The 19,689-nt window shown below is 59.0% G+C and carries 18 protein-coding genes; 6 read left to right on the top strand and 12 right to left on the bottom strand.

All coding sequences use genetic code 11. The features are described 5' to 3' along the window. Positions 1 to 59: 59 nt before the first annotated feature. Both IPM54_19515 and IPM54_19510 read left to right on the top strand, forming a co-directional pair. Positions 60 to 860 (top strand): GNAT family N-acetyltransferase, encoded by an 801-nt coding sequence (locus IPM54_19515; protein MBK9261980.1) that lies wholly within the window; start codon positions 60 to 62, stop codon positions 858 to 860. Positions 861 to 1,013: 153 nt separating this feature from the next. Then, positions 1,014 to 1,595 (top strand): iron-containing redox enzyme family protein, encoded by a 582-nt coding sequence (locus IPM54_19510; GenBank protein MBK9261979.1) that lies wholly within the window; start codon positions 1,014 to 1,016, stop codon positions 1,593 to 1,595. Here the strand turns inward: IPM54_19510 and IPM54_19505 are convergent. Then, positions 1,579 to 2,643 (bottom strand): helix-turn-helix transcriptional regulator, encoded by a 1,065-nt coding sequence (locus tag IPM54_19505; protein MBK9261978.1) that lies wholly within the window; start codon positions 2,641 to 2,643, stop codon positions 1,579 to 1,581. The two genes, IPM54_19510 and IPM54_19505, sit on opposite strands and share 17 nt — an antisense overlap. An 82-nt stretch (positions 2,644 to 2,725) precedes the next feature. Further along, the gene (locus tag IPM54_19500) at positions 2,726 to 4,069 is read right to left on the bottom strand and encodes a sigma 54-interacting transcriptional regulator (protein ID MBK9261977.1); all 1,344 of its coding nucleotides are present in this window, start codon (positions 4,067 to 4,069) and stop codon (positions 2,726 to 2,728) included. Positions 4,070 to 4,399: 330 nt separating this feature from the next. Between IPM54_19500 and IPM54_19495 the strand changes: the two genes are divergently transcribed. Continuing rightward, positions 4,400 to 5,110 (top strand): hypothetical protein, encoded by a 711-nt coding sequence (locus IPM54_19495; GenBank protein ID MBK9261976.1) that lies wholly within the window; start codon positions 4,400 to 4,402, stop codon positions 5,108 to 5,110. A gap of 19 nt (positions 5,111 to 5,129) precedes the next feature. On the opposite strand, the gene IPM54_19490 is transcribed toward IPM54_19495, so the two are convergent. The 10 genes from IPM54_19490 to IPM54_19445 form a co-directional block, all read right to left on the bottom strand. After that, positions 5,130 to 5,927 (bottom strand): YkgJ family cysteine cluster protein, encoded by a 798-nt coding sequence (locus IPM54_19490; protein ID MBK9261975.1) that lies wholly within the window; start codon positions 5,925 to 5,927, stop codon positions 5,130 to 5,132. Positions 5,928 to 6,097: 170 nt separating this feature from the next. Then, positions 6,098 to 6,766: a c-type cytochrome gene (locus IPM54_19485; GenBank protein MBK9261974.1), complete on the bottom strand. Its 669-nt coding sequence runs from the start codon at positions 6,764 to 6,766 to the stop codon at positions 6,098 to 6,100. Next, positions 6,763 to 7,884, bottom strand: a complete 1,122-nt coding sequence (locus IPM54_19480; GenBank protein ID MBK9261973.1) for a sulfite oxidase — start codon at positions 7,882 to 7,884, stop codon at positions 6,763 to 6,765. The genes IPM54_19485 and IPM54_19480 overlap by 4 nt, the downstream gene beginning before the upstream one ends. A gap of 112 nt (positions 7,885 to 7,996) precedes the next feature. Further along, the gene (locus IPM54_19475; protein MBK9261972.1) at positions 7,997 to 8,707 is read right to left on the bottom strand and encodes a hypothetical protein; all 711 of its coding nucleotides are present in this window, start codon (positions 8,705 to 8,707) and stop codon (positions 7,997 to 7,999) included. Between the two features lie 307 nt (positions 8,708 to 9,014). After that, positions 9,015 to 9,974, bottom strand: coding sequence for an SUMF1/EgtB/PvdO family nonheme iron enzyme (locus IPM54_19470; GenBank protein ID MBK9261971.1), 960 nt, complete (start codon positions 9,972 to 9,974; stop codon positions 9,015 to 9,017). A gap of 156 nt (positions 9,975 to 10,130) precedes the next feature. Continuing rightward, on the bottom strand, positions 10,131 to 10,457 hold the full coding sequence (locus IPM54_19465; protein MBK9261970.1) for a BPTI/Kunitz domain-containing protein: 327 nt from the start codon (positions 10,455 to 10,457) through the stop codon (positions 10,131 to 10,133). Positions 10,458 to 10,698: 241 nt separating this feature from the next. Beyond that, the gene (locus IPM54_19460) at positions 10,699 to 12,252 is read right to left on the bottom strand and encodes an ATP-binding protein (GenBank protein ID MBK9261969.1); all 1,554 of its coding nucleotides are present in this window, start codon (positions 12,250 to 12,252) and stop codon (positions 10,699 to 10,701) included. 55 nt (positions 12,253 to 12,307) lie between these two features. Continuing rightward, entirely contained in the window at positions 12,308 to 13,057 is a 750-nt protein-coding gene (locus IPM54_19455) for a hypothetical protein (protein ID MBK9261968.1), read from the bottom strand. Further along, positions 13,054 to 14,568: a glycosyltransferase family 39 protein gene (locus IPM54_19450; GenBank protein MBK9261967.1), complete on the bottom strand. Its 1,515-nt coding sequence runs from the start codon at positions 14,566 to 14,568 to the stop codon at positions 13,054 to 13,056. Before IPM54_19450 ends, IPM54_19455 begins: the two co-directional genes overlap by 4 nt. A 327-nt stretch (positions 14,569 to 14,895) precedes the next feature. Continuing rightward, positions 14,896 to 15,513 carry a TetR/AcrR family transcriptional regulator gene (locus tag IPM54_19445; GenBank protein MBK9261966.1) on the bottom strand — a complete coding sequence of 206 codons (618 nt, stop codon included), beginning with the start codon at positions 15,511 to 15,513 and terminating at the stop codon, positions 14,896 to 14,898. 199 nt (positions 15,514 to 15,712) lie between these two features. Here IPM54_19445 and IPM54_19440 point away from each other — a divergent pair, with 199 nt between their 5' ends. From IPM54_19440 to IPM54_19430, 3 genes are all read left to right on the top strand, one after another. Beyond that, positions 15,713 to 16,120 carry a hypothetical protein gene (locus IPM54_19440; protein MBK9261965.1) on the top strand — a complete coding sequence of 136 codons (408 nt, stop codon included), beginning with the start codon at positions 15,713 to 15,715 and terminating at the stop codon, positions 16,118 to 16,120. Positions 16,121 to 16,252: 132 nt separating this feature from the next. Beyond that, positions 16,253 to 17,965, top strand: coding sequence for a hypothetical protein (locus IPM54_19435; GenBank protein MBK9261964.1), 1,713 nt, complete (start codon positions 16,253 to 16,255; stop codon positions 17,963 to 17,965). Next, positions 17,931 to 19,682, top strand: coding sequence for a PAS domain S-box protein (locus IPM54_19430; protein MBK9261963.1), 1,752 nt, complete (start codon positions 17,931 to 17,933; stop codon positions 19,680 to 19,682). The genes IPM54_19435 and IPM54_19430 overlap by 35 nt, the downstream gene beginning before the upstream one ends. The last annotated feature ends 7 nt before the right edge of the window (positions 19,683 to 19,689 follow it).

Raw genomic sequence — 19,689 nt, 5'->3', positions numbered from 1 at the left:
TGGCACGCTTCTTGATATAGCGTCCACACCAGCCCATCCACTGACAGAGGGGGTTCGAGATGCAGCACATTCATTGTCAAATCGCAGATACCCGCAAACAAATCGACGACGCTCTTCGCATTCGTTACACTGTATTCGCCGAAGAATGCGACTACCTCGATCCCACCCGTCGACTCGTCCCGCGCGAGGTCGACCCATTCGACACGCTCGACACGACGTACAACATCGTGGCTTACGTCGACGGTAATGCCGTCGGCACCGTTCGAATGCACCTGCCCAATGCCGAAGTTGCCAATGCCATGGGAAGCCAATTCGGCTTTGACATCGAATCACGCTTCGACATCACGAAGCTTGGCGCGATGGACATGCGACTGGCCGAAACGATGCGTTATTCCGTATTGACCAAGTATCGGCGCACGCACGTTGCATCCGCTTTGCATGCCGCCGTCGTGCAGGCCAGCCGCAATGCGGGAATCACGCATTGGATCGGCTGCGCGAACACCGAAACGGATTCACTCGACGATGCCGCGCTCATTCACTCGATCGGCCAACGCAGCGGCCTCGTGCATGATCAAATCCACATCGAACCTCGCGAGCACGCGGATTACGCACACGAAACCCGGCACCCATTCTTCACCACTGCGGAACGGCACGCCGCGCATACCAATGCATCGCCCCCCCGATTCCCACGCATTCTCTCCATTTACACGCAGCGCATGGGAGCACGACTCATCGGCCCGCCCATCTACGACACCCGTTTCAGAATGTACTCGATACCAGTGCTCATGGCCGTCGACATGCAGCGCGTCCATCCTGCCCATCTGCAGAACACCGTCGAGATTCCGTCACTTGCCGCCTAACGCATCGTTCACGAACCACGGAGCTCCCCATGAAAAATCACCGAAACGCTCGATTCCATCGCCAGTGCACTCATCGACGATATCGATGCGCACCCATTCGGCCGTCGGCTGTCCCTTGGAACCATCACCAAGGACGAATATACCGCATATCTCGTGCAATCGTACCTGTATGTCGTCCACACCCGCCCACTGCTCCGCCGCGCAGGCGAACGACTCGCAAAACAAGGCAGGCGACAGCTCGCCGCGCTCTATCTACGAAAAGCAGACGAGGAAAATGGACACGAACAGTGGGTGCTCGGCGATCTGCGTGCCATTGGAGTCAATCCAGATATCGTTCGCCATGCAAAACCAGCGCCCGGCGTCGCAGCCTATATCGCTTGGAACTCGTTCACCGTGGACCATGGTTCACCCGTAGCTTTCCTCGGAACGGCATACGTGCTCGAATCAGGCGGCGCATCTCGCGCCGGCACCATCGCCAAAAACGTCGTGGCGCATAGCGGTATTCGAGGTATCGAACGTGGCGTGTTTTTTCTCGAAGGTCATGCGGATGCCGACATCGATCACGTCGCGCAGCTAGGCCAGCTCATCGACGCATATGCGTCGTCGGATACGGATTGCCGCGACCTCGTGCTTTCGGCCTGGGTCGCACGCTCGACCTACATCGGCCTGCTCACCGCAGTGGCCGCAGAAGCTGCCGAGCGCCACGACGCAATCGCCACTACTTGCGCTGCCTGAAGCGCGCCATCAAAACCGCACGGTTTTCAATCCCAAGCTTGTTGAAAATCCGATAAAGGTGGGTCTTCACCGTCAGCACGGTATTGCCAAGCTCATCGGCCACCAGCTCGTTGTCCCAACCTTGTGCAACGCGCACCGCGACGTCAATTTCCGACGGCGTGAGTTTTTCTCGCCATTCCTCGGGTATTTCGTCGAGCAGCACCAGCCAGCACGTGCCGAAATCTTTAATGACCGGAACGAACGTGACGACGACGCCCGAACCGCGAGCAGGCGGAATCCATGGAGGCGGCGCGGCCGCCGGTATCAGCCCCTGCGGAAGCCGTCGAAGCCGACGGTACAGCGATTCGGGCAATCCATCGTCGCATTGCCTTTCGCGTGCGAAGCACCGCTCCAAAAGCTGCTCCACACCATTCGAACACGTCATCAGCCTCAACGTCGACGAAAAAACCAGTATCCCTGTACGATAAAGCGACATCGACGTTTCGAGCACGGATGACCATCGCACCAAATCGCCAAACCGTTTGCAATTCGCAACGGTTCTCGACAAATATGGAGTCAAAAATTGCAATATTCGACGCTCGTGCTCGGAAAATGCGACTCGTTTGTCTCGGTACAGCATGAGTCCCCCATGCCAGCTAGGCTCGGTCGCCAACATCACCGCCATTGCATGTTCGATGGGCACTCCATGCGACCGGCAATAATCATACGAAACGTGACGCTCGAGGTCATTTCGAGAAGGCAACATGTCGGCGTCGCATAGTACGATGTTCGGTCTCTTGGCCACGGCTGCGCGCACGAAATCATGCTCTGCAATATCAGCGTACCCTCGGAAAAACCCCTCGGGCATTTCCGCAACGGTCCAATCGTAAAGTGATGGATCGTCCGACCGGCTCACGCAAAGCGCACCATGCTCGGTTGGAATGAGCTTGCGGATGAGCGGATACGCTGCGCTCAGGGCCTTGTGCATGTCCAAAGGCTCCGTCAAAGCCGCAAGCAGCTCGAATACGATGTCCAGCTCCTTTTTCCGCCAGTTTGGGTTCGCGACCATGGTACCGTTCCTTCAGCGAATAGAGAATGATTGGATAATAAGATGAGCACCCAAGTTTTCTCGCGGTCGTCCCGCTCGAAGTCTACCCCTCCCCCGCGTTTCGAAGATCGAGTCTTTTCATGATTTTTTGAAGGAAAGCGCGACTCACGCCCGCAAGCGCAGCCGTCTGAGAAACGTTGCCTTTGGTTTTCTCGAGCGCTGCAGCAAAGTACGCTTTCGTGTGCGATTCGACGAGACGCTCGCACCACGAATGAAAAGGCGTGTCCAAGTCGACATCGAAAGCACCACCGGCCCGGGACGACTCGTATTGCCTAGCGCCCGGCAAGCTCGCAAGCCCCAAAGACAGCATCATGTCCACTTTGTTTCGTAATTCTCGCACGTTTCCTGGCCACGGAAGCTGCTTCATTCGCTCGATGACCGTATCTGGAATGGGCGCCGGCCGATTGGGACGGCTTCGCCAATCATGCTCGAAACGGCGCACCAGCAGCGGAATGTCATCGATGCGCTCTCGCAGGGGCGGCAAACGTACGGGAACGACGGCAATCCGGTAATAGAGATCTTCGCGAAATCGTCCCCGGTCCACCTCGATTGCAAGGTTTCTGTTCGTGGCAGCCAACACCCGCACATCGACGACGTGCTCCTTGTCCGCGCCAAGAGGTCGAATCGTGCGCGCCTCGAGCGCCCGAAGCAGCTTGGGTTGGAGCTCGATCGGCAATTCGCCAATCTCATCCAAAAATAGCGTGCCCCCATTTGCTTCCCGAAACCTTCCTTTACGGTCGCCGAGGGCATTCGTATATGCGCCGCGCACGTGCCCGAATAGCTCGCTTTCGATGAGCTCCGAGGGAACGGCGGAGCAGTCGAAAACCACGAATGGCTGCTGCGCGCGCGGACTCGCCTCGTGAATGGCAGCCGCAACCAGCTCTTTCCCCGTGCCGGTTTCCCCCTCGATGAGCACGGTCGTGTCCGCAATGGCAACGCGCTCCAAAAGCGCATAAACCTTTCGCATCGCAATGCTCCTGCCAATGAGCGCCCCGAAATGATCACGCGTCGAAAGCGGCAGCTCGACGACGTCTCGAATCATCTGCAGGCGCATCACCGACCCACCCATCGAAATCGATGCGTCGGGCCTCGCATAGGCATCCCGAATTCGTACGTTGTCGACGAGCGTTCCATTTCTACTTTTCGAATCAATCACGCGAACGCCGGATTTCTCGACACGCAGCACGGCATGCTGATGGCTGACGGTGCGGTCGGGAATCACGACGTCACAGTCTCTTCCACTGCCCATGCGAATCTCCGGCCCCGGCAACTCGAAAACCTTGCCCTCGAGCGGGCCTCGAAAAAATTCGACACGAAGCTTGCGCGAGCAGAGCGACACGCCCCTGTCCGTTTCAACGGTCCACGTCGTGTCGTCGTCCTTCATCATTCATGCATACAGCGCGCTGAGACAGCTCGTCAACACCTTTGCGCACCAAACGAGTCCAAAGCAGCCGAAGAAACAAGGACGGAGGGCGGATCAATACCACTCGAGTCGTAGGGCCGCGGGCGAAGAGCGACGACGACGACGAATACGCCTCCGGTGGTATTGTTGGTGTCATCTTCGACGGGCAAGATGGCACATCATCGAACCACGCCCGCCTCCATAGCCCAAGTCCAGGCATTTCGAGGACGGAACATCGTATCCGCAGTCCATTGAAAACCCTCGAGCCATGAATCAGCGTGCGCACGTCAATGTGGCTTGGAAAGGAAGCGTTTCATGAAATACCCCATCATCATCGGCTTACTCGTCGCCCTCGCAGCATTTGCTGGCTGCGGGGACGGATCCAACGGCGACACCTCGCGGGCAAGCGGCCAGGCGGCGATGGCGGCACCGGTTGCATCGGCAGCGCACGGGGGAATGAGCAGCAGTACGGGCACTGGCGGCAACCCGCAGGTTTGCGATGATTCCACGGTCGTCGACAATGCCGATGGAAACACGCGCTGCGAAAACCTGACGGAAGTCAAAAATGTCGTCATGGCGCCCGCCAACACCGTATGGGCCGACAAAGTCGACGGTTTCTCGACCGAATATGGCCCCGAGAATTATGGTGCCAAACAAGCGGTCGGCGCGCCCAACGTCTACCCCACTTCGGGCGACCAGCCCAAAGCGTGGGCGCAAAGCATGATGGACGCGGACAACGAATTCATCAAAGTGGGCTTTTCGACCCCCATCGTCGCCGAAGCGGTTTGGGTATTCGAGACTTTCAACCCCGGCGCCATCTCGAAAATCACCGTGACCGCAGAAGACGGTGACCATGTCGTGTACGAGTCCACGCCGATGAAGAATGGCTTTGGCACCTGCGCACACGTCCTCTCCGTGTCGACGAAGACCTGCTCTCCCATTTCAGCCGTCCGCATCGATCTCGATTCGAAGACCGTCGAGGGCTACAACGAAATCGACGCCATCGGCCTGATTCCGGCGAACTAGTCCCGTCCCCTCCCCCATTTCACGACGCTTCCTCCATTGCCTCGACGAGCGCCCAAAAGAGCGCTTCCCCATCGTATTCGCCTGCCAATGTTTTCGTATGCGCGCTGGCCCATTCGAGCACCAGCGGCAGCGGTATGGCCATCTCCTTCGCCTTGGCCACTTCATTGCCCACCTTCGTCAAAACTTCGCCCGATCGAATCGGACGCTCGATCGTTTCAATCCCCGAATCGAACGATTCGCATAACGACGGCGGCGTGACCGCATTGTATTCGCGACACGCCAAAGGACGCTCGTCGTAAATGCGGCACGAATCATCCTCCAGAAACGGGCAATCCATGCGCAAATCGTAATACCTTCGGCTCACGTCGTTCCACGCCGCCGCAGCATCCGTTTCTTTCGATACCATCGCCCGGCGACCACTGGCAGTCTTTCCGCTGACGAGGCCCGCCATTTCGAGCGTTTTGATGGCCTCGACAAAACGTTCCAAAATGGCTGCGCGCTCCTTCGGCGGCATTGCAGCAACGACTTCTGCAAGACGTTTTGCTTCGAGCGGCGCGACGGGCACGAGCTGCCTACAGCAATGCGTACAACCTCGCTGGCAAGAAATGGTTTTGCCTTGTCCCGCCGCGTGCTCCGTGGCAATCGACACGATGCTGGCGGAAATCGACCGAACCAACGGGACGAGCTCGCTAAGGCGCACGCGGCCCAGGCGAACTTTGCACGTTATTTCGTGATCGGCGCCGAGCACGTTCAAATGCAGCTTCGCATCGTCGTAGGTAGCGGCTTTGGTGGGGCGATTTCGTCGATGGCCAGACATCGGCGGCACTCTAGCACGATCGCGTAGCTCGGGTCATTCGGGTTTTGGCGCCTCGGCCGTCACGCCTCTTTCGAAGAAGGGGATCTTGGAAGGTGTGCTTGATCCTATGGGAGCAGCGAGCAGATCGGGGGGACCGACCGCTCCCTAGCCTCGACCCCGACGACGCCACTTCACCTTTTTCGCTCGCGCAAATAAGCCAACATCGCAGCGATATCCGCGTCCTGGTACGAAGGAAGCCCAGGCATTCGACCACGCCCCTTGCGGACCATATTCGCAAAATCCGCCGGACGCTGGAGGATGTGTCGGTCGACGAGCGCGACGCCAATGGCCGCACCTTGGGCATCTGCCCCATGACACGTCGCGCATACCTGTTTGAAAAGCGTTTCACCGCGGCGCGGATCGCCTCCACCAAACGCTCCGTCGGGAGACGCCGAAAACCGCGCCGCCACATCCTCCACGGAAACCCGCGGCACGTCGAATTCCGCCGTGTCCGGTGTATATCGTTGCGACAAGTACGCCACGACCATATCGACGTTTTCGGGAGGAATCTGCGATCCCCAGCTCTGCATTTTCTTCACGACCGCTGCCCATTGCTTCGACGTGAGGCGCTGCTGCTCGAGCATGAGGTTGTCATGACAAGGCAAACAATCGGTCGCCACGAGCATCTCGGCCATCGCAATCCCATTTGCATCGAGCGCCGTGGCCGAAGCATTCGCGCTGGGCGCCGTCGAGACACTCGCGCTGGGCGCTTTTGCGGGCGCCGATGTAGACTGGCCCTTGTTTTCGTTCCGGCAACCCAGGGCGAGCAGGACCATGACGCCGAGAGCAATGGATTTCAAGATTCCACCTCCCAGCGCACATCATGCATACCGTTCCAAGAATAGCCGCTTGGATTCCACGCCGGCACGGGCGGTTGCGTGTTCCCTTTCGCGTCCGTCGCACGCGCTTTCGCGTGATATGCGCCCGGCTTCGATGCGGTGAACGAATATCGAAATACTTGCCAGCGCCCAATGCCCGGCTCCCCTTCGAGCTTCGCTTCAGCGAAATGCGCGCCCCCGTCGACGCTCACTTCGACCCGTGCAATCGCTGCGTCTCCCGAAAATGCGACGCCTACGATTTCTTGCGGACCCACCTTCGTGCGCGCCCCACTGGCCGGACGCGCAATGACGGACTTGACGGGAAATGTCGTCAATGGCGCCATGTTCTCCGGCGCGACGGATGCACCAGGCTCGACCGGCTGCTTGGGCATGCGGTAGGCCGTTTTCATGTAAAACCCATCCGCTTCTTCGCGCTGCAGCTTGATGTCCGCGAGCCATTTTACCCAGTGATCACCGGCCCATCCCGGAACGATCAAACGTAATGGCGCGCCATGCTCGAGCGTCAGCGGCTCGCCGTTCATCCGATATGCAATCAATGTGGTGGGATCGAGCGCTCGGGCAAGCGGAATGCTGCGAATGAATGCGGGCACCGTGGGTTTGGGAGGAAGATCGGCCCCCTCGAGCTGCACATGCGCCGCATCTTTCGATACGCCAGCGCCGCGGAGCACATCGGCAAGACGCACGCCCGTGAACGTTGCTTGTCCCATCCCCCCATGGATCCATTGAACACCTGGAACCCGCGGACGATGAAGGGCCCTCCCATTGCCGGCGCACTGAAGCACCGCCGTTATCGTGACTTCCTTGAATTTGCGCAGGTCGTTCGGCGCCAAATCGAGCGGTCGATCGACCAGGCCACCAATACGCAATCGCCTTGCAGGGTCGAGCGTCGGTGGGCCAAAGTGGCTACGCACGAAAAACATCTTCGTCGGAATGATGAGCCGATCGAAGAGCTCCGTGGGTGTCGCCAGGTTCTGGAGCGAGTGTTGCAGCAGCGTGCTCGTTTCAGCCCGAGCTCGTGCGGGCAAGAGTCCCGCGGCCATCGCCGCGACGCCCGCGTCCAAAAAATCGCGTCTGCGCATTCGTTTATCCCCTTCGGCCCCATCTTACCCCGCTTGGTCGCTCCCGCGCCAGCCCAATGCGGTCGCGAGAAAACTTCGAGGGCAGCCTTGGTGGCGTCGCCGAAGGCTCGGGTCATTCGGGTTTGGGGGACGTTTTCTTCGACGGGCGCCTTGCGGACAGTTCGTCGAAATAGCTGAAGATCTGGGCTTCCAATTCAGCCGGCAGTCCCTTGTCCGTGATCTCCGCTCGCAATGCCGTCCTGAACTTGTAAAGCAATCCCAGAATATCGCTGCGCAAACGAGCAGCCGAGGCGCGTGTTCCATTGCCTACGCCCGCCAATGACCGTTGATTCAATAAATCATCCAGCGCATCGCCACGGTCGAGAAATGCTTCGGCCCAATCATACAGGGTCTTGTTGCCTGGCACGGGAAACAATTGCAAATCGCTCTTGCGTTCCTCGAGCTTCGATCGATTGCGCTTTGCCGCTGCAGCTTCCTCGGCATACGAATCCGCGAGCACGGCGCGCGTGGGAATGAATGCATCGCGAATGCGCTGTGCCGCCGCTCGAAGCTCGGGAGACGACGACGGCACGAGCAGCACGGCTTCGGTATATGCATGAATTCCGCCGCCAAAACCGTCGTGCTCGTCATCCGCGATGGCCATCTCTTCGGCCAATGGTTTGTTACGGCGAAGGGCCTCGGGAAGCGCATCGAGGACACCCTGCTTTTTGGCAATCATCGGCCCGAAGAGCTGCCCCGACATGCAATTCTCGACGTGCACCTTCCGCTCGGTCATCAAGTTTGCGAGGCCCAGACTCAAGTCATCAAGGGTCAAATTGCGCATGGCAGGAGCGATCGTGCCAGTCTTGTGGGACGCGTGTCAAGCATCAAATACGTGTCACCATGACATGGAGCGATGGCTTTCCTGGGTCGACCGTGCGTGCGAATAGCTCGGCATATGCTGCACGACGGGTCGACCGTGCATGCGCGTAGCTCGGCGTATGCTGCATGACGGGTCGACCGTGCGTGCGAGGGGCTCGGCGTATGCTGCACGACGGGTCGACCGTATATGCGAGTGGCTCGGCGTATGCTGCATTACGGGTCGACCGTGTATGCGCGTAGCTCAGCATCAATTGCACACAGCCATTGGCTTACGTTTCGTTCGTCTTGGGAGCGTTCATGGCGCAGCGGAAGCCCAGCCGCACGTTGCTGCGATACGTCGGAGCGTAGTGATGTCGCCAGCTCACGCGTGAATTCCACGGATTGCCACTGCCCCAGCAGCCGCCTTTGCCAATCTTGTGCGACCCCGATGCGGGACCCATCGGATTGCTCGCGGGTTGCGCTCCGAGCTTGTACGTCGGGTCGTACCAATCGGCCGTCCATTCCCACACGTTGCCGACGATATCGTGGACGCCGTAGGGGCTCACGCCTTTCGGCTTGGACCCCACCGGAAATGTCGAATTGACGCCGCAGCCCTTCAGCGTTTGATCATTGGCTTCGTTCGTCACGGCATATTCGCACGTGAGCGGTTCGTCGCCCCATGGATAACGCCGCTGGTCGGTACCTCGAGCTGCCTTCTCCCATTCGGCTTCGGTCGGAAGGCGCTTGCCGGCCCACTTGCAAAACGCGTCGGCTTGATACCACCCCACGCAATTGATTGGATGGTTGCCTTTGTCCTTTTTGCCATAATTGCAATAGGGCGATTCGTCCAAGTTGCCAGCCGAGCCTTCGAAGCCGGACATGTGGCGATCGTCGCAGGCACCTTCTTTCACGCATTGCGTGTACGCGTCCACCGTCGTCTCGTAAATATCGATGTAGTAGTCGTCGAGCGTCACTTGGCGCCACGGCCCTTCGTCCTGACGACACATGGTATCTTTTTCCAAGTCGCAGCCAGTCCAATATGCACCCGCGGGCACGAGCACCATGTCCGGACGCGTTGCCGAGGTGTTATCTTGCGTGGGCGCGGAAGCCAATTGGCTTGGCGACGCCGGCGTCATTTCCACGGGTCGTGCATCGACGACAGCGCTCGAGCGTGCATCCGGTGCCACGGCGATTGCAGATGGCGTCGTCGACGGCGCCGGCGCAGAACCGCCGCACCCCAAAAAGCCCAACGGAAAGTCCTACGGAAAGGAAAACGTTTCTCATCGCGCGACAGTCGCACGATTCGTAAGCGGACTCAAGATGGATCGACACCAAATCGAACATCCCGCACGCAACGGTAAATGGCGCATCGACGGCGAAATTATTTACCGCGACGCGAATGTCTCTCAGGGCGTTGCCAAACGGGATTCAAAACGACCGCAGCGATGCCGACACTCGCCGTAGGCTTCGAAATTGTTCGCATTTCCCCCGCAGCCCCCATAAATGAAGTGCACGCAGCGGCCCGTCTCCGGGTCGAATGCGTAGCGATCGAAATACGCGCGACACGGGCCAGTCTCGATGGGAAGGAAGCACGTGTACGGCGGTCGATCCACGATTTCCTCTGTGGAGACTTCTTCCTGCGAGATCCCTTCGTCCGCGGGCTGAATCATGCACCCATGGAGCGCAACCAGGATCGAGACAACCACCAATACATGCATGAAAAAATTTCTCATGGCACGCCTCCGTTTCGAATGGGAACCATCATGAGGAGCCCATCTCACGGAAACATAATGCGCTCGCCCGCGGTCGTACCAAGCGCATCGCTTTTTTGTTATTCAAACATTTTTCGATTGTCGTATTGCTCGTCCGCTGCGTCGGTTCTTGGAAAATGGTATCGGCGAATTGGGCGCACGTGTCGCACGCAGAGGTGCGATTCGTCACGCTCCTCGTCCACCCATTTCTCGTTCTTCGCCCTCACGCCCGTATCAATGTAACGATTTTGCCCCGCGGCGTCGTCGCGGTGGATGCGCCGAGGCGCTGCGATAGCGGCGGCGCGCTGGGACGGCGGTCGAAGATGACGAGCCAGCCGGTATCGAGCTTCAATCCCGACAAGTATTCCTCTATCTGCACGAGGCCCTCGCCGAGCGGATCGGAGTCTCCGTCGGCACGCCAAACCTTGATTTCGACGGCAAACCGATCCTCGCCTTTGCTGACGTGCAAATCCACACGTCCCCTTCCGATGGCATATTCGCGATCGATCGTGCCGCCACCATTGACGACTCGATGCAGGAAGGACATCAGCACCAGGTGCGGCGCGTATTCGTGATAAGGTGTCGACCCCAAGAGCGGCGCGCCATGCTGTCGCCAAAACGTGAGAAATGCCTGGAGCAATGCATCGAAATCGATGCGACCGTCGGGTTTCAACCAAATGGGTCGCAAGGGAGGAATCGACGCGCGAATGCTTCCGGAGAGCATACGAATGATGATTTCTTCGTAAATCGGATTGGCTATCTGCACACCCCCGTCTGGATTCATCCGCACGAGCCCCAGATCGGTCACGAATTGACGATCGTCCATGGGCACCTCGCCCAAATGGGCGCCGATCATGATGGGCTCGATGACGCTACGCACACGCGGCTCGCGAAGACGCTCGGCCAAGCTGTCGAGATGCGTGTCTTGACGCTCGATGAGGATGTCTTTGGCTTGATCGACATGCGCCGGCGTAATGGGTGTATTGCGGTCGGTGACGACGTCTTCGACGAGTGCTCTTGCGATTGCGTTGGCCAACCACGGCTGGCCTTGGGACATCTCGAAGGCTCGATCCAGTGCTTCCGGCAAAAACACCTGGCCCGTTTCCGTAGTATGCTGCCCATAAAGCTCGACGACTTCATCATGGGTGAAGTTGCGCAAAGTGAGTGCTTTGGAGACAACGTTGAACGGACTGGCCGAATGGGTTCGATCCGCTCCACCCGAAGCGAGCTTGTAATCACGGACGTTGCGCATGCCGATGACCGCCAGCGACCAGGGAAAATGCTCGGGTCGATCAGGATGGCCGTCGCGTAGTTGGCGCAAAATGGCCAGAAGCGTTTCACCCTCGAGCGCATCGATCTCGTCGATGAAAACGACGAGCGGCCTGAGACATGTTTCGGCCCACGCTTGCAATGCGTAGCGGATCCGGCTGCCTACCGGTGCATCGGGCCACGGCGGCGGTTGAAATGCGGCCGGCATGCGAACTCGTGCACTCAACTTCCACGATCCCAAGATGGCGTCTTCCGCCATGCCCACGTTGTCGCGAAACGGCACCGCCGTTTCCACCGACACGAGCACCGCTGCATACGTACCCTCTGCCGTGAGCTCTTGGGCGAGCGTGTGGAGCGCAGTCGTTTTGCCGACTTGCCGCGGCGCATGAACCACGAAGTATTGCTGGCCGTCGATGAGCGCTCGCACGCCCGGCAAGCGCCGCGAGGCTGGCAATGTGTAGTGAATACTCGGCTTGTTGACCCCGGCAACGTTGAATTGGCGCGGCATGTTCGGGACCATCCGGCCAAACGTAAACGATGTCAAGCACGCGGAAAGCATTGCTTCAATCGAGCCTCAATACCTCCACCGTCGTCGCAGACGTGCCCGCAATACGCGCCGGCTGCCTTGCTCGAGCGTTCCACGATACCTGATACACCTCCGTGCCCGGTCGCTTCACGATCCACACCGGATTCACATAGAGAAAACCTTTGCGCCATCGCGAGGGCGGAATCGACAGCGGCTGCCCCACTTCGCGCAATGTCGGATCCGCCATCGTCAGCGACCCCCGCGCACGCTCGATCACCCGCGATCGCACGACCATGGACGATGCCAGAGGCATGGGACCGGGCGCGCGAAACACGATGTCGAGCCGCGGCGAAACCCCCTCGATCATTCGTACACCAACGATCTCCGGCCCACCTTCGAACGCCGCCGAAACAGGGCGCAACTGCTGCTTCATCCGCGCCAAGTTCGCCGCAGCCCCTGCTTCGTCGCCATGCGCCACGGCGATGTTGTGCGTTATGCGCTGCTCGTCGAACGTCGTTGGAAGCCCTTCTGGAACGGTCGCATCTTGCTTCCAGTGCGTGCGAAGCTCCCACGTGAGCCACGGATCGGGGACGATGGTGCGCACGGGTTCCGTCGCCGAAACGAACATCCACTCGAACAGCGATGGCTCGCGCTCCGCAAATGAAAATGCATCGATGGGCGCCGGAGGCTTGCGTGGATCGACGTGCCAAAATTGCCCCACGGCCGTCACGTGAAAGCGGCTCGCGACCGCGGCGAGCTGTTCCTCCGAAGCAAAACGACTGCTCAAGAGGTATGGTTTTTCCTTACCACCCGGCGAAGCAGCCGGCAGCGGTCGGTTCGTCCTGACAACCCGCCCGCCAAGCGCCCAGGTCTGCGACCAATTCGCATGCATGCTGTCGTGGAGCTCGACGACCGCGTCCTGGACAAACGCTGCGCAACGTCCCGGAGAAACGTCGTCTTGTCGCCGTCGGATGCAATGGGTAAGCCCTTCTCGTTGAAGCGACCACCCGTGCGCCGCGCATACACGGCCGCTGGAGCGCCATCGCGAAGGATCGCCGCGAAAACCGGACCGAAAAGCGCGAGCGCGACGAGCCCACTCGCAGCGAAGTTCGTTTCTCTCTCCAAACCACGCGCGCGCCGAATGATCCCCCGGACAAACTCGATGCCCGGCGCGACCGTCGCGACGAGCGCGCCCATCGCAAGCGCAAAATACGCGCCGAACGGTTGCGGCCAAAAGACGTGGATGTCCGCACCTTGTTTGAACACGACGTACTGAAACGTCGCCATGCCCAGATACGCGAGCGGGATGAACTCGACGTCCGCACGCGTCACGACGAGCCGCACGACACTCACGATCGCCGCGATTTTCCCGAGCGCGATCGCGATCGGCGTGAACGACAGCTCGATCCAGTAACGCCTACTCGCAAGCACCGCGGACAGCGGCACGCTGTTCCCGGACGAACGCATCCCGTAACTCGCCAAGAGATCCCCGAGCTTTCCCGACTTCTGGAACACGGCCAGGTAAAACACGCCCGAGAGAACCGACAGCGTGGCCCACGCGATCCACGCTTCGGCGTAGCGTCGCTCGTGCACGGGGCCGAACATCCGGCGCCCGCCCAAGTACCCTCGAAAGAGCCAAAACCCAAGCAAAAGCCCGGATAACACGTACGCCGGCCAGTCCGTGTGCAGCGCCATCACGAGCCCCACGGCGCTTGCAACGAGGTACCTCGAGCGGTTTGTCTGGGACAGTCGCACCCATCCCCAGATGGCCACGAGGGTCCAGAACATCAGGGGCACTTCGAGCACGTTGAAGTTGGCGAAAGCGAGCGTGATGGGCAGAACGACGAAAGCGAGCGCCGCGGCTGCGCCCGATGCAGGACGCCAGATCGCTCGACCGAGCGCATAGAGGATCGCTGGCGTGAGGGTGGACAGGACAATCGCGGGCAAACGACAGACGACGTCGTGTCGGCCGAAGATTTTCATGAAAAATGCCGTCACCCAAAAGATTCCCCAAGGGTGATGGCAATAAAACATCTCGGGGCCGGGCCGAGTTTCCGTGTAATCCCAAACCGGGCCGACGATGCCCCAACGCAGCATGTTCTCCGCGATGATCCCCATGCTCGCGGCTGCGGCCCAATGACCTGCGAGCACTGGGCCGAGCATCTCCCACGATGCGACGAGCGCCATCCATGCGGTCGCGATCGCAGTCGCGATGCGCGAAACGCGCACTTCGAGCGCGCTCGCGATGGGCAAGCCGTCCGAGCCTCGAGACAAGCGAAGCGATGGGCGGGAATTCATGCGGGGCGTGAGGGTAGCGGATCGCATCGAGACGCGCCGTGGTAAGTTGCGCCGAGTGGGTTCAGCCATGGCACACGCAGCTCGAATGGCTCCCGATGCGAGCAGATGGGTGATCCGGCATCGAGGTCGATGCTTGGCCATAACGCGACGTTCTGTAAGTCGATCGGCCAGGTGCCGATTCGTACGACCATCGAAAAACGCATGGATATGCGTTTGGCATGGAGAACGCATGGTGCGTACATGTTCGCGTCCTGAAATGGGTGAACTTTCTATGAATGAGACTTATCGGCCACATCGAGGCTCGTGCTTCACGTCGGATGCGATTGCTCAAGCTGTGGCGGCAGTGATACCCAGCACGACCGAAATCATGTCGCACAGCCTGCGTTCTGCCGCGAGGCTTTCTCCCTCGTCGTTCGTCTCGAAGGCAATCCGAGCACCCAACGTGCTGATCGTCTGCACGGCGACGAGCGCCGAATCGTAGCTCGGCCCCGGCCCCTGTCCGCGTTCGGCGATGTACGCTTGAAGCCACCGGGCCATTTCACGCTCGAATGCATTGATGACCAGCAACTGTCGCGGACCCAGCGCATGCTCGAATGCAGCTTCGAGCACCGTGCGATGCCGTCGCAGTAGCCGTACATACGTGCCGACGACATGCGAGCAGACGTGATGCACGGGTATGTCGAGCGTACATGCAAGGCACTCGACCACTTCGCGCTGCGTCTGTTGGATCAGATGTTCGAGCAGCCCCTGCAGGATTTCGTCTTTGTTCGAGAAGTATTGGTACAGCGAGCCGACGCTCACCCCAGCACGACAAGCAATGCGATTGGTGGTTGCGGAGTCGTACCCGAAGCCAGAAATGATCTGGGAAGCCGCCGAAAGAATGCCGTCAACGAGAGTACGCGAGCGATCTTGGATGGGTCTTCTGCGTCCTAATTTCCGTTCCATCACGAGTCGTCAAACACGAGCAAGCAGGACAAACATTGGGCCAAGGACCTTCCATTGCGCTGATTTTCCCGAAGTTGCGCAACGGTGAAAACGCGAGTTGAACATGCGCGCATCGGCGCGTCAAGCTTGCGCGTGCTCGATGATACCGGGAAATGAGCCCCGACGTCATCGAGAAAAAACTTCAGCGAGGTAACGGAACGTGACGTTTAAATTGACGAACGCAATGGCGATGCTTGCGCTGCTTGCGATGGGCACGGTCGTATCGGCGGGATGCAGTGAACAGTGCGTGGATGGAACGGCTTGCGCATGCGCTGGGGAAACGTGCGAGCTGGCGTGTGAAAGCGCGACCGGCGGCAACTGCTCTCTGGATTGCACGGACGGCGCGACCTGCAAATTCGATTGTCCGGGCGGCAATTGCTCGGTGAATTGCAAAGGGGCCAAATCGTGCGAAGTGACGTGCGCCGGCGGCGGCTGCGGCTTGAATTGCTCGGGCGGCACCGAGGTCTGCAAAATCACGCAATGCACGCAGGCGTGTGGCCTGACGTGCGGTGATGCAACGACGTGCTCGTCGTCCTGCGACGCATTGAGCGCCTGCACGAAGAGCTGAAAAGCCTCCGGTCCACGCGCGGTCTTGGTGTTAAAAACCACGGTTCCAGAGCACGCAGACCGGATAGCTCGACATCCGCAGGCGTCACGACGAGGCAACTTTCCCGAGCACATTCGTGGTAAGTAGCTTCGAGTGGATCACGTCGAACGGATGAAACGCGCTTTGCAGCGCAAGCCTCTCGAAGCAACCCTCGCGCTCGTGGCGCTTGCGGCAACTTTCTATGTGGTCGCGTTTCCGCTGATGGTCACGCGCTGGGCGCCGATGACGGATCTGCCGTTTCACACGGCAAACACCAGCATTCTGCGGCACTACTTCGACGCTGATTTCCACTATCGCGAGCAGTTCGACATCCGCCCGATCGGCATTCCCTACATATCGACGTACGCTATCGGCGCGCTGCTCATGTTCGTCATGCCCTCGTGGATGGCTGCGAAAGTCGCTGCTGCCGTCATGTTGGCGATGCTCCCCGTGGGCCTTGCGGTGATGTTTCACGGCATGAAGAAGAGCCCACTCCTCGGTTTGGCCGGGCTACCTTTCGTCTGGAATTTCTTGACACATTGGGGATTTTTGAATTTCGTCGGAGCCATCGGGTTGTTTTGTTTGGCGATTGGCTTGACTCTGCTTTTACTCAACAAACCCACCTTTCGACGGCAAGTGCATTTGTGTGCGGTGCTCGTCTTGCTCTTCTTTACGCATATTTTCCGCTTTCCTTTTGCGCTCTTCGGGATCGTCGGAACGGCCATCGTGATGTACCCGGCAACGCGCAGGTTTTGGCCCATCGTCCCGCCGCTCGTCCTACCTTTGGCGCTTTTTGGAGCTTGGTTTCAATTTCGACCGGATTCATTGAGTGCTTCTTCGATCAAGCTCGTAAACATCGACAAAACTCGTCTTCGCGAATTCGCTAACTATTTACTCGAAGGTGGGTTTCAGGATCGACACGAAGCGGCTGCGCTTTTGACGAGTTATCGCGCGGTCGGCCTGGTCGCGATCGTGCTCATTTTGCTCGTCATTGCCGATGGGCGTCTCGCGCGTCGTACGAAAAAAGAATGGGCGTGGAGTATTGGCATCCTCTTCGTGGCGCTTGGATGTACGGGAGCGTTTTTCCTGCTTTTCATGAAATTGCCGATGGAGGCGGGGCTATGGTGGTACATTTATCCTCGCGAAGCCATCTCGACAGCATTTTTGGCTCTGGCGTTTTTACCTGACTTGCCCAAATGGGCCGTGCTTCGAGCGCCAATCGTATTGGCTCTCGCCCTCGGGCCGCTTTCCATCGCTCGTTCGGTATCGACGAATTATCGAGCATTCGACCAAGTGACGGAGGATCTTCATCAGATTTCCCGCGCGATCCCGAAATCACCCAAATTGATGTATTTGATCTTCGATCACGGCGGTTCGACCAAGAAAAACACGCCATTCATCCACCTGCCTGCATACATCCAAGCAGAAAAAGGCGGGTGGCTCAGTTTTCACTTTGCCAATCTCGCCACCACGACCGTCGTGTACCGAAATCCGCAAGAGCCCGGCGTCGTCCTCCCGCCGCCCGTGCCCCTTCGCTGGGAATGGACCCGCAACGTTTTCGAGTGCTCGAGCAGGGCCGCTTCTTCGATTGGTTTCTCGTCCGCAGTCGATCATCGCCCGCCGCCTTGTTTCACGCCGATGCAACGATTACACCGGTCGAGCACGTCGGTTCGTGGTGGCTTTACAGGCGAGCGGTGCCAAGCAACCACGCGAATTGACGGCTGCAGCAGTTCCACTACAACGTCGCGCATACCTCGTGGCCATACGCCGCGATGCTACGCTGCGATTGACGATGACGAACCCAGACTCCGAACGATCTCTCGATGAACACCGGGCAATCACGACGGAAGAGCGACTACGTACGCTCATCGAGGCATCGCCCGATCCCATTTTCATGAAGGACGGCAGCGGTAGGTGGCTCGAAGTAAACCGCGCCGGGCTCGAATTGTTTCAATTGGAAAATGTGGATTACCGCGGCAAAGACGAAATGGAGCTCGGTCCATTTACGCCGTACTACCAAGAGGCGCTCCTTTGGTGTCGAACCACGGACGATCATGCGTGGCAGGTGGGAAAGCTATCGCGCGAAGAAGAAAGCGTGGTGCGCCCGGACGGGTCGATCCGTACGTACGATGTATTCAAAATTCCTCTATTTTACAAGGATGGCAGCCGCAAAGGGCTCGTCGTTCTCGGGCGAGACATCACCGAACGTAAACGCGCCGAAGAAGAACGCGACCGATTGCTCGAAAAGGAGCAAACCGCCCGAGCAGCCGCTGAACGCGCCGAACAGCGCTCGTTGTTTTTGGCAGGAGCGAGCCGAACGCTCGCCGGAACACTCGATTACGACGACACGGCGAGCCGCTTGGCGAATTTGTGCGTACCCTTCGCAGGCGATTGGTGCGCCGTTTGGTCGGCCTTCGGCGACGGATCGACTCGGCTTGGAGCCATTGCGCACGTAAGTCCCATCGCCGATCAACTCCTCATGGAAACGCATGGCTTGCGTTTCGATTGCAACGTCACCGAATGCCTGGGTCGAGCCATTCGATATGGCAAATCCACGTTGTGTACCGACCTCGAGAATGCGCCTGCTGCATTGCGCCTCTCCGCGATTGGTTCGAACAATCCGGAAGACCTTCGAATCGTCGATGCCCTCGGCCTCGGCTCGTTCATCGCCGTGCCGCTCGCCATTCATGGTCGTACGCTCGGAGCCCTCACGCTGGGGCGAATGCCCGGTTCGCCGCCGCTGACGGCAACGGACTTGGATCTCGCCGAAAACCTCGCGCGTCACGCGAGTTTGGCGCTGTCCAATGCACGCCTGTACCAACAAGCGCAAGATGCCATCGTCGCGCGCGACGAGTTCTTGTCCATTGCATCGCACGAATTACGAACGCCGTGCACGTCATTGCGTCTTGGAATCGAAGTGCTGCTCCGCCACGTGCGACAAGAATCACTGTCACGCATGTCGCCCGCATTTCTCGAACGATTGCTCGTCACCACGGACCGGCAAAGCAGGCACTTGCTTTATCTGATCGACCGATTGCTCGATGTCTCCCGCTTCGAAACCGGTCAACTCGACCTGAATTTCGATCACGTGGATCTATCGACGATTGCGAACGATGCTGCCAACGAATTGCGTGAAGAGGCCATTCGTGGAGGTTCGGATGTCTCGGTCCATGTCGAGGGACCCGTATGCGGAACTTGGGACCGCACACGTATTTCGCAGGTCATCACGAACCTCCTCACCAATGCGATCAAGTATGGCGAGGGCAAACCAATAAGCATCCGAATCTGGTCCGATGGCGCGAATGCACATTTCAGCGTCGAGGATCGCGGCATTGGGATTCCGCGTGAGCAACAGGAACGCATTTTCCGTAGATTCGAGCGAGCCGTATCCAATCGCCACTATGGCGGATTGGGACTTGGGCTCTACATTTGCCAGCAAATCGTCGAGGCACATGGCGGGAAGATTTGCCTGGTGAGTAGCGACGGGAAAGGTTCGCTGTTCACCGTGACGCTGCCCAAAACATGCGCGATCGTGGCGGCTTGAGCGCGCG

Source organism: Polyangiaceae bacterium, assembly GCA_016715885.1.
Classification (GTDB): domain Bacteria; phylum Myxococcota_A; class Polyangia; order Polyangiales; family Polyangiaceae; genus Polyangium.
Note: the sequence above shows the minus strand (reverse complement) of the source record. Positions and strands in the feature narration are given on the sequence as shown.